At 47.1% G+C, this 16,469-nt stretch carries 11 protein-coding genes; 4 read left to right on the forward strand and 7 right to left on the reverse strand.

Features of this window, described 5'->3' with window-relative positions; all coding sequences use genetic code 11:
* Window positions 1–43 precede the first annotated feature (43 nt).
* Both IE073_RS10470 and IE073_RS10475 read left to right on the forward strand, forming a co-directional pair.
* Entirely contained in the window at window positions 44–904 is an 861-nt protein-coding gene (locus IE073_RS10470; protein ID WP_189585379.1) for an ABC transporter permease, read from the forward strand.
* Between the two features lie 73 nt (window positions 905–977).
* Window positions 978–1,655, forward strand: coding sequence for an ABC transporter ATP-binding protein (locus tag IE073_RS10475; RefSeq protein WP_189585382.1), 678 nt, complete (start codon window positions 978–980; stop codon window positions 1,653–1,655).
* A 69-nt stretch (window positions 1,656–1,724) separates the two neighbouring features.
* Here the strand turns inward: IE073_RS10475 and IE073_RS10480 are convergent, their stop codons facing one another.
* From IE073_RS10480 to IE073_RS10490, 3 genes are all read right to left on the reverse strand, one after another.
* Window positions 1,725–4,091 carry an exostosin domain-containing protein gene (locus IE073_RS10480; protein ID WP_189585385.1) on the reverse strand — a complete coding sequence of 789 codons (2,367 nt, stop codon included), beginning with the start codon at window positions 4,089–4,091 and terminating at the stop codon, window positions 1,725–1,727.
* A 240-nt stretch (window positions 4,092–4,331) separates the two neighbouring features.
* Window positions 4,332–6,182: a coiled-coil domain-containing protein gene (locus IE073_RS10485; RefSeq protein WP_189585388.1), complete on the reverse strand. Its 1,851-nt coding sequence runs from the start codon at window positions 6,180–6,182 to the stop codon at window positions 4,332–4,334.
* Window positions 6,183–6,497: 315 nt separating this feature from the next.
* A complete protein-coding gene (locus IE073_RS10490; protein ID WP_189585391.1) occupies window positions 6,498–8,156 on the reverse strand; it encodes a coiled-coil domain-containing protein in 1,659 nt (552 codons plus the stop codon).
* A gap of 145 nt (window positions 8,157–8,301) precedes the next feature.
* Between IE073_RS10490 and IE073_RS10495 the strand changes: the two genes are divergently transcribed.
* Window positions 8,302–9,054 carry an FkbM family methyltransferase gene (locus IE073_RS10495; protein WP_189585394.1) on the forward strand — a complete coding sequence of 251 codons (753 nt, stop codon included), beginning with the start codon at window positions 8,302–8,304 and terminating at the stop codon, window positions 9,052–9,054.
* On the opposite strand, the gene IE073_RS10500 is transcribed toward IE073_RS10495, so the two are convergent.
* Window positions 9,051–9,887, reverse strand: coding sequence for a glycosyltransferase (locus IE073_RS10500; protein WP_189585397.1), 837 nt, complete (start codon window positions 9,885–9,887; stop codon window positions 9,051–9,053). The genes IE073_RS10495 and IE073_RS10500 overlap by 4 nt on opposite strands.
* 117 nt (window positions 9,888–10,004) lie before the next feature.
* Here IE073_RS10500 and IE073_RS10505 point away from each other — a divergent pair, with 117 nt between their 5' ends.
* On the forward strand, window positions 10,005–10,964 hold the full coding sequence (locus IE073_RS10505) for a DUF2793 domain-containing protein (protein ID WP_189585400.1): 960 nt from the start codon (window positions 10,005–10,007) through the stop codon (window positions 10,962–10,964).
* Here the strand turns inward: IE073_RS10505 and IE073_RS10510 are convergent.
* The 3 genes from IE073_RS10510 to IE073_RS10520 form a co-directional block, all read right to left on the reverse strand.
* Window positions 10,956–12,896 carry an acyltransferase family protein gene (locus IE073_RS10510; protein WP_189585404.1) on the reverse strand — a complete coding sequence of 647 codons (1,941 nt, stop codon included), beginning with the start codon at window positions 12,894–12,896 and terminating at the stop codon, window positions 10,956–10,958. The genes IE073_RS10505 and IE073_RS10510 overlap by 9 nt on opposite strands.
* Before the next feature lie 53 nt (window positions 12,897–12,949).
* Entirely contained in the window at window positions 12,950–14,113 is a 1,164-nt protein-coding gene (locus IE073_RS10515; RefSeq protein ID WP_189586285.1) for a nucleotide sugar dehydrogenase, read from the reverse strand.
* Between the two features lie 277 nt (window positions 14,114–14,390).
* Entirely contained in the window at window positions 14,391–16,451 is a 2,061-nt protein-coding gene (locus tag IE073_RS10520; RefSeq protein ID WP_189585407.1) for a TonB-dependent receptor plug domain-containing protein, read from the reverse strand.
* Window positions 16,452–16,469: the final 18 nt, after the last annotated feature.

Below are 16,469 nucleotides of genomic sequence, written 5' to 3' on the forward strand. Positions count from 1 at the left end.
GTATTAAACCCTGCGGACGCATGGAACAGGATGAATCCTAAATATGACTTCCGTTAATCAAGATGAGGCAGTAGAACGCGAGACTTTGCCCGTCTATAGTTTTGATGCTTCCAAAGACGGCTTTAAATACGCTTTGGACGACCTGAAGACGGCCTTATCGCGTCCTCGACTGCTCCTCAATCTGGTTCACACCTCTTTTTTCTCAAGGTATCAAGGCACTTTTCTAGGCGGGTTTTGGATCACAGCCACAACCTTTATGATGGTCTCCGGACTAGCACTTCTCTACTCACGCATCCTTGGTGATAATCTCAGCGATTATTTTCCATATGTCGCCATCGGGATCATCGTTTGGGGCCTCATATCGACATTGATCAACGAAGGCGCATCGGTTTTCCTGGCCGCGTCTGTCGCCTTCAATCAGGCGCCGATCCCCAAGACAATTTTCGCTCTTCGTCTGGTTGGTACAGCTTTACTCAGCATGCTCTACAAATTGATCATCGTGGTTGGCGTCCTCATTTACTTTAAGGTTTTTCCGTCTTGGCCCGCCCTCTTGATGGCGATCGGCGGGATGTTTCTTATACTTTGGACCGGGTTCTGGTTTACCCTATTTATCGGCACTATTGGCACGAAATTCAGGGATATTGGGCAGCTTACCAGTGCATCGTTGACCTTTGCATTTTTCGTCACGCCTGTTTTTTGGCGTTCTGATCGACTGGGCGACCTTAGCTTTCTCATCACCTACAACCCACTCTACCACTACATCAACACGGTCCGCGGTTCACTTCTCGGGTATTCCGATGTGGTCGAAAGTTTTCTTTGGGCGGGCGGAACATCGATTGTCATCGCTGTCTTGGGTATGGTCACTTTCTGTCTGTTTGCAAAACGCATTGTGTATTGGAGCTAAGATGGGCCCCTCAATCAAAATGGAAAATGTCGGCGTTCACTTCGATCTCCCACAGGCTCGATCCCAGGGCATAATGAACTCTTTCAAAACTGTGGCTTTGGGTGGTGTGATCACGCAACAGAAAAGGCGCGTTGGCATCAGTGCACTAGATAATGTCTCACTCAATCTCAAAACAGGTGATCGGGTAGCTTTAATTGGGCACAATGGAGCCGGCAAAACGACGCTTCTACGGATATTGGCAGGGATCATCCCGCCGACCTCAGGCAAAATTAGGGTTGAGGGGCGGATATCGTCTCTGATCTCCATCCAACTGGGGCTGAACAATCATGCCACTGGCCGCGACAATATCCGATTGCGGGCGCGTTATATGGGTTTTAACGAAGAAGAGATTGATCAGCAATTCGCGGATATCATTGAATTTTCCAACCTTAATGACTTCATCGATCTTCCGATGCGCTCTTATTCGAGTGGGATGCGACTTCGCCTCGCTTTTGCGATTGCCACAGCTTTTCGGCCTGACATTTTGATATTGGATGAATGGTTGTCCGCTGGTGACGAAAACTTCCAGAAGAAAGCCAGTCAGCGCTTGGGCTCTCTCATCGACCGGACGGGCATCTTTATTTTCGCCAGCCATAACTCACAAGTGCAGGCAAGAACCTGCAACAAAGGTATAGTGTTGCGCCGTGGGAAGATTTTATTCCGCGGGGACATTGATGAGGCCATTAAGTTCAACCGTACAACTGAATACTAAACTCACTTAGCCCAAGCGTATAGGATTCAGCCGTGGCTGGAACGGTTCCGTATAGGTTAATTGTAGCCTTCAGATTGATGAGATTTTCTTAGCAGCCTTTATAAAGTCGACCATTAAACGTTTGCGCTCTTCGACCAGAACCTGCGGCTGACTAAAGAGATCTGCCATACGTTTTTGAGACTTCAAATATTGCTTGGCAAAGGCTTCGTCTGGCACGAAACGATCAATGTATTTGGCGGCGTCCTCACCGGTCATACCGAAGATGTTGATGAACCCACCATCGGGGAAAAGTTCATGAATGCGATGATTTGGACTCGCGAAATACACTGGAATTGCATTGACGGCAAAAGCGTCAAAAATCTTCTCTGTGATATAGTGTTTTTGATGGGTGTTTTCCAAACCCGACGCGATTAGCGTTTTCCCATCCAGGGCATTTAACTTATCTAAATGCCAATCTGGCAAGGCTTGACGTTTCTTCGCTGTTTTGGGCCAACCACCGCCGACGCGTACAATATTGCCTTTTTTACAGTTCTTCGCGACGGACGTACGCAGGAGACAAAGTCCATAAACATCGTCTTCCTTCACTTCCACGCCATAGCGTTCATTGTTACGGATTTCGGCATAAAACGCTGACCGTATTGTCGTGGAAGACCAATGCTTCATCAGATCTTCGACAGACATTTTAGCGTTCCGTCTAAAGTAATTCCCATATCTGACGAAGAATTTGTCACTCGTGGTTATGAAATAGGGAACCTTGTTAAAGGCATAAATGTCAGAGTTCATGTGGTTGAGGAAGTGATAGGGGATATTGCCCGCCTTGCTCTCAATCGTCCGGGCTTGCTCGGTATAGCCCTTGCTCCAGATTACGTCCCAAAGGGGCTCTTCCGACAAGACCACATGTTTAGCATTGTAATTATCTAATTTATGGTTGTTTAACGCCTTGGTGTCTGAAGAAAAATCGATATTGAAGCCTGTCATAATCAGGTCGGCTTCTTTGGCCGTATCGACAATTTCGATCATGTCTTTGGAGTGCGTCAAGTAAGGTTGGTAAGACAATGGTGTCCGATTAGAGTGTTTTCCGTACAACATAACTTTCAAAGGCTTCGTAACCTCGAACGCCTCTTGGTTCGGCGAAATCTTCTTCTCATCAAATTCCATGAAAGCTTTTGCGCGTTTATAGCGATCCACAGAAGCGGGGTTTACATTTTTCTCAATCGCTTCCGACAGGAGCTTTTGTATAGAGGCATTTTGGGCGTAGCTCGCAGCGAAACCCTCTCGATCAATCATCAACCCGCTAATGCACGCGTTCAAGAACATCGAAAGATCGAACTTGGACGGGTTTTCGCGACGAGAAATCGTCTTCGCCATTTTCACTAAGGTGTCATTATGGCATGTGCCTAAAGTTAAATCATCCTGTCCGAAATCACCGTTGGCGATCTGGAGGTAGAGCATCTGAATATCGTAAATGAATGTGTCCATTCCATAAAGAATCCAGAGTTGCCCTAACATTTGGCGCTTATGCGCCAAGAGCTCTGGATCATTAGCGATAGCTTCTAAACGATCAGGTAGAGCCTTGATCGCTTCAGGTGACTCATCGCAATAAACGACCGCTTCATCCCAGATCTTTTGGCGTCCCGGCGTTAGATATGTATCGGCAAGAATGACGGGAATTGATCCGGCTGCGATCGACTCCCAAAGACGAATAGAGTTGGGGCCGCTACCTGAAGGACAGAGTGCAAATGTCGTTTCTCTGAGGGTTTGCTTGAACTGCTCCGACGCATCCACATTGATTAGTTTATCTTGAGTGTCACTGTTTTTACGAATTTGGTAATCATAGACGATTTTATTAAAATGCCAGCTGTCCCTACCGACGACCAAACCGCGTTTGTCATCACCCAGCAAATCCAAAATCCAATTGCGCGCTTCTGTCAGATACCATTGATTTGCACGCGCTCCGATGAACGAAAACAGATGCGCCCGTTTTTGATCAAGTGGCCAATTTTCTTTCTTGGGGAATTGGACAGAATATAGGGGGAAAGGATGTAAGTCGATCTTGCGATCTTGACTAATTGAAAACTCATTCTTTACGGCGTGAGTCCAAAAGATATCTGTTACACGGTGGTCAAAAAACATATCAATGAACTTCATCATATGAATATGCTGGCAGACGGTCACAACACGTGTGTTTGGTGCAATTTTTGCCGTCAGTTCCTTAAGCTTTGCCAGTAAAGGCATCGCATCGCTGCGCTTAGTGTTATATTTATCTAGGAAAGTGGCCCAAGGGAATGCGAGGTAAACAACGCCTTTCACATCAAATAGATGTTCTTTGACCATATGATAGGCATTTTTCTCGGTGATAGCGGGAAATTGCCATTCGTCATCATGGGCAATGACTCCGCTATTTACCGATCCATGTGATTTGCTTTTATTACCCATTCCTCGGCCCTGAAACTTCCTCTCGAATTCAACTTTCGAAGTGGTCAATACGATGCCCATCCCAGGTGATAACTCCACCTGTATTCCACAATATCAAACACCATAAGTATTCGAGACTTTAAATTTTTCGTGATTTGCCCCAGATATAAACTCATACATCTGCCGCCCTTAAACGTCATTTAATCCAATTTGTCTAGGTAAAAGTCCGCCAAAAGAGAGTGGATTCATAGCCAAACTGCCTCAGGGGTTACTCTTATTCTTTCTGCTTCGCATAATGCTCAAAACTCGGGCTACACGCTTATCATTCGCCTCAATATCCGTCACCCGGTGCTTTGGATGCAAAAGTGTTATAGGGTCTACGCCTGGACCTTGGGGCGGAGTTAAATTTTCGATAAATTCTAAAACCTTCAAAACTTGGGCTTCGTTCAAAGAAAAACCTAATTCTTTAGCAATGCTTGAAATAACGCTTTCGGGCTTGTCTGATATATGTTGAAAATTCACTTCCAAATCAGATCGCTGATCCCAAATTTTGTAAAGCTGAGCCTGATGTTTCAACGCGTTCAAAATTCCAGCTTCGGAGTCTTCCACCCAACCCATGCGAACGAGGGAGCTAACACGCCTTTCTAAAGATCTGTGGTTGGTAATCGTTTTCCAAATTGGACCCGTATAATCATCGACATTATGAACTTTGATCAGGTGGTATTTGACATCTGTCTTTCCTTCAAATGTCTTGTACCAGCCGCTAGCATATGGTGTGTTCGTAATTTCAAACACGCCACGAATAACGTTGAAAACCCAAGTTCCGCCCGATCGGGGGACGCTTCCTACCAGCACAACCTTCGGAGTTGTAACAGTGAGTTGCTTAGGTTTTGACTTCGGCGGGGCCACATCAATCTTAGGCGTGTCGGTGGCGCCAACTTGCTCGATGTATCTCTTTTTATGCCACGCTAAACTCGCTTCGCGCTCAGCTAAATCAGATTTCAAGGCCGCAATCTTCTGCCTCGCCTGTACTAATTTTTGTTTCTCGGCTTCCGTTTCAGCTGAGACTTTCTCATAACGCTCTTTCTCTTCCAAAAGGGCGTCGAGTTGTTTCGACTTTCCTTCGGAGATGGCCGTTAGTGTTGACACTTGATGATCGAAGGCATCGATTATGGCGGTATAAGTCCCCTTCATCGAGGCCTTAAATTCCGAAAGAGATGTACGTTCCGCACTTTGCGCGGTTGCTAGGTCTCCCTCTAGCTGTTCACAGCGCCGTTTAACTGAATTTAGTTTGTCACTAAGCTCCGCAGCGGTTGAGCATTTACTCTTATGTTCAAGCTTTAATGCCGCATAATCTGCTTTTAGGTTTTCAAGTTCTTGGGCCAATTGATTATGACCGCGCTCCGCGACATTCAATTTGTCACTAAGTTCTGCTGCAGTTGAACACTTGGTCTCATGTTCTAGTTTTAATGCGTCATGATCCGCTTTCAGGCATTTAAGCTCATGCGCTAAAGTTTTTCGCTGATCTTCATTCTTCGCGTTTTGGGCTTCAAATTGACTCAGCTTTTCTTTGAGTTCGATCTGTTCTGCGTCACGCTGTTGCGTAATCGCCAATACCAGCTCTTTTTCACGCGCAAGGCTTTTGGTTTCTAAATCGAGTTTCTTGCGTAAATCCGCATTCGTTTTCTTCTCCTTTGAAAAATTCTTCTCAAGAGTTTTCTTTTGAGACTCGAGGGTTTTCATCTGCTTTTCGACGCGGAGTCTTTCTAAAAGAGCTATGTCGATACATCCAGATATGGTCACGAAATCTTCGTTTTCATCGATTTCCAGATCAGCATCTACGCCTTTGTCCTTGAAGGCTTTCAGAATCTCTTTCGCCAGGGTCGCGCCTTTGAAGAGCTGGGAATTCGAGCTCACAACGTTGAAGCGTCTAACGTTTTTGAAATAGGGACCACTCAGCATCTCTGAAATAACGGAGCCTTCACCCCCGCAAATATCAACGATTAAATCGAAGTCTGCGCGCGACGGGATATAAGCCTTGACGACATCAGAAAAGCCTTGCGTTTGAACCTGAATTTCTTTTTGAAGTTCCAATCCTGGATAAATATCCAATAGTCCTGTTGGTTCATATAGGCCGCTCATATCCTCAAAATTGTAAATTTTGAGCTTTTCTGGCCTCGCCGAGTCCGTAACAGCCGCATTTACAACCGTAATATGGGGCGCATTCCGCGTTTCGAACTTTAAGATATTACAAACATCGATATTCGCATCGATCAGGACGATGTTTTTATTAGTTGCGGCTATATATTCGTTGAGCTGTGAGCATCTGCCAGCCCCTAAGTAAAGAAGGTGCCCCATTTTCGTTTTTGGTGTCTTGGCCAAAACTATTCTCCAGTCAACAGTGCGGAATGGCCAGTGAGTTGGGCGCTAATTTTCATTCCGAGACTCCAAGAAGTGTAATAAAGGATTCACACCGTCAATCAGAACATCCGGGTTGTCTTTCGTATATTTCCGCGTGTTAAACTTCGGGCCAGGAGACCGACCTTCAAATGCGCCATAATTTACAAAGTGTTCAATAGGGCTCATGGATATATTAGCCAGATCAGGGTAGGTTTTTAAATACCAATCCACATCAAATAATCCCGACTGATAGACGCGATTGACGTCACTTTGAGACGCTCTGCGACCCGCCAAACCGATTGCCCGCGATAATATTCGTACGGGGCGCGTTACTTTCCAAGAAAAACTGCTCTGTAGGCTGTCGATACGTTTATGTGTTCGCGCGAGATCGTTTTCCAATTCGGCGACTAAACGTTCGGTCTTACCCTCTTTCCAACGAGCAACTTTTTTCAGCTCCTCAAGTTCCGTAGAGACCTTTAAATAATTATGATAAGTTTCAGTTGCGTCGGATTGAATACTCGCCATTTGCTCGCTCATCAGGTCATCTTTCATATTCGATCGCCTTGCGTCGTCTATGGCCTCTGCATTGGCTTCAGCGAGTTCTTTGGCATGTAACAGGGTGGCTTCATGGGCTGCCTGCAGGTCTGATAAATCGGACTTAAGACGAGCGTTTTCATTGAGAAGCTTCTTCCCATCGGGATTTTTCTGACTCTCAATTAATTCTGCTTGAACCGCTTCAAGTTGCTCTAAAAGCAGACTTTTATTTTTTTCAAAGCGCTGATTATTGTCGGCTAATTCTGCTCGCACCGCATCAAGCTGCTCGACATAGAGCGCTTTGTTCTGCTCAAGGGCGTCTTGGCTTCCAACGAGATCGGCCTGCATGGCTTCCATCTGTTCAAGCAATAACTTATTTTCACTCTCTAGACTCTGGTTTGCGTCAGATAGTTTGCCGAACCTAGTACTGATGTCCTCAAGTTTTTGAGAAGCTTTAACACCTTTGGCTTCAAGTTGATTGATCTGCGCCTTTGCGATTTCATAGTTTTCTGTTGAAGCGTTCAGTTCTTCAAACACGGATTTCAAATCAAATACATCTGGAGTGGAATAGGGCGAGATCGGTTCGGAACGCGCCTCGAGTTCCTGTTGGAGTTTCAAGACGTCTTGATTTTGTCTTATGATTTGATTGGCGAAAATGCCGTGCAAATCGCTCACGGGTGGCCTTCTAGGGAGATCACCGACCCTGTCTGTGCCGTTAAATCTGTACTTGTTGACGCAAATTTCTATAAATTCTTCAGGAAACTGCAAAGCTGTGTCCGCATTTACCAAAAATACGGACTTGCGGTGTTTTCGAACAAAATTAAGAACGCTTTTAGTTGTTGTGATCCACGCAAATGCGGCTTCATCAGGCTTTAAACCGGCGGCTAAATAATGCGCCAATCCGAGTTTTGCTGGCAAATAAAACGCCAAAACATGCGGCTTTTTCTCTGCTTCGGCAAAGTGAGTCTCGAAGAGTGCCCAAGGTTCCTCAGACTTTGAGAACGCGATGACGCCAGACGTATCCTTTTCACTTTCGCTGGCAGGGTTGGTCGGCAAGCCTTCGGCCGAAACTACATTCCCAGAAATCGCCTCTAGAATCACGGAAATCGGGGGTTGATAGTTTTTCAACACCCCACCTGCTAACAAAATCATGTAAGTCTCGTTCTCGTATCCGGCGCACTGAAAAGAGCAATCACCACACAATACAATGCGTTGCGCTAAATACAAGAATGTAGCATAGTTTTAGCCCATGAATGTCGCTTTAGTTTAGATATTCAACAGTATGATCTGAGCTCTCATGTCAAATATCTTCTCTAAAATTAAAGGCCGAATTGCCTTTTATCTCAAACCTGCGCCATTGCGCCGTCAGCCAACAAAAAAAGATAGTTTTGCGCTTTTGAAGCGCCTGAACATTCCGATTGCTTCGGTGATTGACGTCGGTGTCCATGAGGCTACGCAGGAGCTCATCACAGCTTTCCCAAAGGTTCCGCATATTCTCTGCGAACCCGTTGAAGATTTTTTTCCAGCTATCCGCGAGAATTACTTCGGTCAGGTTCCCTCTTTTTTGATTGTTCCTCACGCAATAGGCAAGCTCAACGACGTTGTCGCGCTTGAAACCCTGTCCGTCGTTGACGATCAAGATATTACGCATGCTCGTATATCACCGCTAGATGGGGACAACGCCGAGAATGACCGAAGTGTTACGATGAAAACGCTTGATGCAGTGATGGCCGATCTGGATATTCCAAGGCCGCACCTACTAAAAATCGATATTGATGGCCCAGATATTGATGTGATTTTAGGCGCGGAAAAAACCTTAGAACACTGCAGTGTCATTTGTATCGAAGCTGGTGTTAAAGACATCCACCAACGGCTCAGTGTCATTCGAAAATATGGATTTGAGCTCTTCGACCTCGTTGATATTTGCTATTATGAGGATCGTCTCATCCAGATGGACGCAATTTTCATTCGATCCGATTTGATAAAATCACTCGGATTGGAGTTTTACAAAAACGGGTTCGATATCAACCAATGGAAGACGAACCTTTAAATAGAGGCGGGCGGCTCTGTCTGATTGTCTTGGTTCAGCCTCGCGCTTTCCCGCAGGGCGGCGCGATATCCGAAGGCACAAGCCATTGCCGAAAAAACTTGCCCCAATCGCCGCCCAATTCGTGGCTGCAACTTCAATGTACCGGTCTCGTAGACTTCTTCCATGTAAATTGCTGCCTGCGTAATTGATCGATTTCCGCCATGGTTGCGGAAGCCGCCAATTAAAGTTGGAACCGTCACCAAGCGTGTATGCTCGGCGAATTTACGCCAGATGAGGTAATCCCCCGCGAGCCGCATAGCGCAAATCTCGCTACGGTCCTGCGCTGAAAAACGCTTCCAGATTTCACAGCGAAAAAAGCTACTCTCAGCCTGGATACATCCCAGGAAGTTGGGATGAAAGTAGCCTCTTTTAATCCACCGCTGTGGCCAAATTCCTATCGGCAGAAGATACCTTAGCGCGCCATTGCGATCCCATGCCCCTGGAAACCCCGTGATCCATTTTCGGTTTTCAGAGACCTTCAGAAAGTCTGTTGCCACACGTAAAGCCCAAGACGGATAGAGATCATCCGAGTTCAGCCAACTGAAGATATCACCCGTCGCTACATCGAATCCTTCGAAAATAGCTGGATACATCCCCGTAGTCGTCTGTTGAATCAGCCTGATGCGAGCCTCTGCTGTTTGAAGCTTCGCAACTATCTGAAGCGTCGCGTCTGTTGATCCCCCATCGACAATGATCAGCTCCCAATCGTCATAATCCTGAGTAATGACTGAGTTTATAGCGGCCTGTATGTAAGGTTCGCCATTCAGCACGGGCATAACAATAGAGCATTTCATAAGATTATTCCTTGCGAAATCCGCTCGGGGTCGCAGTTATTTATACGAAACGCATCCACGCTCTCAAAGCCTGTATTAAGCTATTTCATTCCTTCGAACGAAACAATGGATAGTTGAATGACCCAAACCCCAAATTTGAACCTGCCTTACCTCATGCCTGCGCAGGCCTTGAAGTACATTACCTATAACGAAGCTATGTTGCGTTTGGACAGTTTGGCCCAGCTCAGCGTGAAATCTAGGGCCTCAACACCACCGACGAGTCCTATCGTAGGCGATGCATATTTGGTCGGGCCCACCGCGACAGGAGATTGGACTGGCTTCGAGGACTTTATTGCCCGAAGTGACGCTTCGGGCAATTGGAAGATGCTGGAACCTAACGCTGGCTGGACCTGCCTGATCTGTGATGATCGACGCCTATATGGCTTCTTCGACACTGGCTGGGCAGAGATTCAAATCCCTGAAACCATGCAGACGCAGTTCGGTGTGAATGCCCAGGCCGATAATCTCAATCGGTTCGTCGTTAAGTCTGAAAACGCGCTGTTTGACAATGAAGGTCACAGTCATCGGCTTAAAATTAACAAAGCCGCTCTTTCGGATACCGCGAGCCTTCAGTTCCAGACGGGCTACCAATCTTATGGCGAGATGGGCCTAATCGGGAACAATGCCTTATCGATCAAAGTTAGTGAAAATGCGACCGATTGGACTGAGGCCATCAGGTGTGAAACCCATACTGGCCATACACAAATAAAAAATATGTATAGTGGTGGAGTTTATCTTCTGAACGAGACAGCCAAAACGATCACACCTCCCAAATCCGGCGGATTCATGATGATCATGATCGACAATGAAGATTATCCTCAGCTCTCCCACGCGGCCATAGTCGCTTATGATATTGGGGTCTCACCAAATGTGATTATCCTCGGCAGTGGCGACAAGTTTCGCGTCGCAAATGACGAACTCCTCACTGGGATAACGGGGCCCGATAAATTCACAACGCTCAGTGCGCTCAATGGCAGCCTCATGCTCGAGAACAGATACGGGACCCATCAGACATATCGATATACTTTTTTAGGGTGAAACTGACTGGTTGAATAGGTCGGGGTAAGAGTTTCGGATTTCTCGACCAACCCATGAGGACGCCTTAAGCGTGAAATGGCTATCGTCACGGTATATCAAGTCGCCATTTGGAGTCTCAATATCACAGGTCTCTGGGCAAAGTAGATCCATCAGATCTACATAGTCATCAGCTCCGCCTTGCGAGATCTTCATGGCGTCAGCACGCTTAATGAAATCTTGGTTGACGAGGACGTTTGCTCGCGTCCTTGCGGCATTTGACTCGCCAGCTTTTTGTAGGATGTCAGGCACACGTTCTCTGAAACGAGGGCGCAATCCAACCGTGACGACTTTGACCCCTAGAGACTCCAAGTATTTTTTCGTTTCCACGATATCTTTGTCGGAGACTTTCGTCCAATTCGCGACGAGAACAACATAATCAAATCTATTTTTCGTAATAACGTTTTCATACGCATTTTTGTAATGTGCCTGGCACTGATTTTTGTTCGCTGCCACTTTCGAGGGACTTTCAATTGGGCAACCTGGAATGATATAATGGCCGAAGTAGGGTGCTTTAAATCCCCCTTTTAAAGCGACATACATATCACCTGCGAAACTATCGCCAAATACCAAAACTTTTGGCATTTTTCCCACTGGCGCTGTTGCGCAGCGTTCCACGCCATAAAGTTCTGGCGCGTCCTGCGGACGCATGAAGCAACGCCCTTCCTGATCAGCAACTCCATCAGTTCCAAGTGACGCGGTCAGAGGCCCCTGAGAGATTGCCTGTGAATTAGCTGCACCCTCTTTGGCAAACCCATTAAAATATGTCACGTTCATCGCCAAAGTCCCACTCATGAAAGCCATTGCAAGGAGGAAAAACTTCGTTCGAAGAACACGCGCGGGGCTTGCCGAACGGGACAAGCGGAACGGTTTCTCTACGCATTGATGTAACAATTCACCTAAAATGACGGATGCCACGAATAGGCCGGCTTGCTCAAATGGGCTGAGAACGTAATCTGTCGCCATATTCCAATAAACGATGATCGGCCAATGCGCGAGATAGATCGCGTAAGACCGCTCCCCTAAATACTTCAAAATTGGAGATGCAAATATACGTTCTTGGACGTTTGATTTCGCGGTAAACAGAAATGCGCCAGTCAGCAATGCAGGCAATAGCATCACGGTTACGACATGCTGGAAGCCCGATAGATCATCTGGAAGGGCCGCCGCGAGGCCGAATAGAGATAAGACGCTTAGAATGCCGATAATTGAGAGGCGATCTCTAAATTTCCACGCTGGCAAAAAGCTGATCAGACCGCCAATGGCAAACTGGAAGACCCGGAAGGGGGCAAGGAAAAAGACCATATCTGGATTTTCACGATGAAAATATACAGCTGCAACAAACGACAGCAAGCCAAGCGCCGCCATTGAGATCACAAGCAATTTTCGCCCCGATGCCAAGCAAGCAAAAAGGAAAATTGGCCAAACCAGATAGAATTGCTCCTCTACGGCAAGGGACCAAGTGTGGAGCAAAGGTTTTGTATCAGACGCCTGAGCAAAATATCCAGCTTCCGTCCAGAAGAAGATATTAGAGAGGGAAATTGAAGAGAGGAAGCTCGAGAAACCTAGTCGGTTATAATCCTGGGCAGATAGAAAGAAGTACCCGCCAATCAAAGTCAACAACACGACCGTTAGGACCGCAGGCATAAGCCTTGCTGCCCGTCGGAAATAGAAATCCAGAAAGCTGAATGATCCGCGCTCAACACTTTGTGTGATGTTTCGTGTGATCAAAAAGCCTGAAATGACAAAGAATGCGTCAACACCAATAAAGCCTGAGTGCGCGAACTGAAGGTCCAAATGGAACAACAGGACCAATAAAACCGCAACTGCTCTTAAGCCATCGATAGATGAAATATACGAGTGATGACCTGTTTTGGCGGGTGAGGTATTAGACATTTAGATACTCAGCAATTTGATTCACGCTCAATTCCAGATAGAAGGCTAAGCCTTTAATCCTTGCCAGACAAATCCCGGCTAAATACTCTATCAAGACAGTCTTCCAGATCATCTGTCACGCGGTTGGCGACGATTACGTCAGACATGGATTTAAAATTGCTGAGATCTGAAATCACTTTTGCGCCAAAGAAATCATCCGAAGCCAACTCAGGCTCATAGATTACGACCTCAATACCTTTGGCCCGAATGCGTTTCATGATGCCTTGAATACTCGAGGCGCGGAAGTTATCTGACCCAGCTTTCATGACCAATCTATAGATTCCGACACGCTCTGGATTTTTTGCTATGATGGCATCCGCAACATAATCTTTGCGCGTGACGTTACTGGCGATGATCGCGCTAATAAGAGTCTGCGGGACTTTCTCATAGTTGGCCAAAAGCTGTTTTGTGTCTTTCGGAAGGCAATACCCACCATAGCCGAAAGACGGGTTATTATAATGGTCCCCTATGCGTGGATCCATGCAGACCCCCTCAATGATTTCGCTAGAAGATAGCCCGTGCATATGGGCAAAACTGTCTAATTCATTGAAATAAGCCACACGCATCGCGAGGTAAGTGTTAGAAAACAACTTGATTGACTCAGCTTCATTAGCTCCCGTGAATAGAACGGGGATGTTATCTTTGTGGGCACCTTCGACCATCAAATCAGCGAAACGACGCGCTTCATCTGAGTGATCTCCGACAATAATGCGTGAAGGATAGAGGTTATCATGAACCGCATTGCCCTCGCGTAGAAACTCGGGAGAAAAAATGATAATATTTTCATGTTCTTGCCGCATCCGCGATACAAACCCGACTGGGATCGTCGACTTGATAATGATGGTCGCCTCAGGTGCATGCTCGGCCGCGTAGCCAATGACAGTCTCTACACTGGACGTATCAAACTGGTTGGTGAGCGTGTCATAACTTGTAGGCGTAGCGATCAGGACAAATTCGGCCCCTTTAATGGCTAGGGCCACATCAATCGTTGCCGTAATATCAAGCGGGACCTCGCGCAGCATTTTTTCACCCACGCCGTCTTCAACAGTGGCCTCTTTGCGGTTGAGCATGTCCACGCGGGATTGATCGACATCCAAAGCAAAAACTTGGTTATTCTGCCCTAGTAGAATGGCATTGGACAGACCGACATATCCTAGACCAGCAATCGCAATTTTCATGATATAAACTTCATTTAGATGATTTTGTGCGCCAAATTGCGGCATAGCCAAGAATTTTGCTCGTGTCATGTCAGAAATCAAACGGAACCCAACAGATGGTCTAAAGCGAAGCTGGAAAGCCGGGAGAGCACCAAAAATTATATTACGTCCGACTTACCTTACCTTGTTGTCCTTCTGACAGTTGTTTTCAGCTCTCTTGTTAGATGAGGGCTTCACCTGTCGAGGGGGCTTATACTGAGCCACGTATCTAGATCGCGGCAAAAATATGTGAGCCGGCTCAGAATGTTCCGCTGAATTCAATGTTCAATATGGGGCCAAATGCTCGTGACTCAAATTCGGTGAAACCCAGGACGCCTCGGTCTCGACGATCTGTAAAGACCTCACGGGTGAAGTCTTCGCGTGAGCCAAGCAGATTGGTGAGTTCGGCTCGAATCTTCATTCCCCAAGCGTCTTTATGTTCGATAAATCCATATGTAATAGGTTTGTCGAGTGTGGGGTCATCCGTCGTGAAAAGACGAAAGCCCTTATAGTCGGCGTATTCGCGGACACCACCGCCATAGGCCCAATCTGTATCAGGAATATCGTGGCGCATACGTGCGTGCCAGAAGGTTTTTAAATCTCGGCTCAAGGGTCTTGAGATGCGTGTTACAGGATCATCAACCCGACTGTCGCGCCATTGAATGTCTAGATCAAACTGGGTGCCATCCCAGCCCCAACGATTGCCTTTTATACTTGTGTTAAAGTCGACCCCATACCGTATGGCATCGTCTACATTACCAACGGCGTCACCATCTTCCCCAATTGGGATGCGGTCGACGAGATCTGAAATGAGACTAACGTAAGGGTTTAGGTTGACTGTGAAACCTTGTCCAAAGTCTTTATCATATTCTAGGCCGACGAACCAACTTTGCGAAGGCACCAGGTTCACGTTCCCCGTGCGGTCTATATTGTCGATAACATCTACAGAGGAAATGAAGTCAAAGAAGCTGAGTTGACCAACCTCTCGTTCAAGTTTTAAGCGCCAGGACACGCTTTCATCTGGTTTATAGGTCGCCAGCAGGAAGCCTTTGGGGCGAACAAAGTCGCGTGTCAGGCCCCCTGTTTGCTCCAATTGTGAATATTCGACACCTCCAGAAACTTGAAGGTCCCATTTGGGCGAAAGCGCCCTACTGTGGGTGAGGGTGGCTTCCGTGCGACGCTCTTCGACGCGAGAGGTCGCCCCATCCAAAGCTTCCGCAATATACACCCCGTCGTTAAAAACCTGCAGCTCGGACACGATGTCCAGATAATTGAACGCGCCTTCAACGCCAAAAGTCCAATCCCGCCCATCTTTTGGGGACCAACTATATTCAGTGCGTGCAATCGCTTCGCCTTCGTCGGCCAGCCGGTCAAAGATCGACCCATCTGATTGTTCACCATCCAGTGCAAAGACCGAGAAAACACTACGCGTCGGGGATCGTTCGAAACGATAATATCCGATTGCTTTGAGTTTTCCGGGACCGACAGGAAACTCGTAATCTGTGCCTATTTTTGCGTTCCACTCATTCTCGCCACCCGTAAAAACTGTTTCTAGGTCTCGGCCGCGTTCTGTTCCGAGAGGATTATCTTCAGCGCGTCGACTGGATCGTATGAGATTGGCGGAATTGGTCTTGTTGAATTCTAAGTTTAAATTGCCAATGTGATTTTCCTTCGGCGTCCAATTCAAATCCAGAACAACGCCTGGCCCATCATAATGATAGCGACCCAACTCTTCACGGACTTCAAAGATTGTTCCATCTGCTGCGGTCAAGATTTCTGGCCCCCAATCGCCATTGCGGTTCGCTTCGTTCTTGAGTTCTGCGGAATAGGCGAGGTTCCCCGTTTTCCCTGAGAGCGTTAAATGGGCATGTGTGAGGTTGACGGGTTGGCGTTCTCTGAACTGTGGAGCCCAGCTCCACGTTCCAGACTGACCTGTAGTTTTGGTGACAATATTGGCGACCTGACCTGAAAGCCCTGGAATATCCAGTGAGGCGCCATCGCGAATTTCGATCCGCACCACATTTCCTGCAACAATACGGGAAAGCTGACTGCCCACGTCCGACTTCCCCGTTAGGCGTCCCCCATTGACCAACACATTTGCGCCGCCTTGCCCTAATCCACGGCGGTCATCTGCGCCTTGGAGTTGGAAGCCCGGAATTTGCGCGATCATATCAATTGCGGTTCGCGGTGCGTATTGGGCAAAGAACTCTGGCGAGAAGTCTTGCGCGGTTTGGGCTTGAGCCGACTGAGCAGGCAACTGGGCGAAAATTAGGCCGAGCGCGACCGTCGCCGCCAGATGCGGCTTTAAAAAAAGTGTCATGGTGGACCTCTGGTGGGG

Origin of the sequence: Litorimonas cladophorae (genome assembly GCF_014652455.1) — a bacterium.
Classification (GTDB): domain Bacteria; phylum Pseudomonadota; class Alphaproteobacteria; order Caulobacterales; family Maricaulaceae; genus Litorimonas; species Litorimonas cladophorae.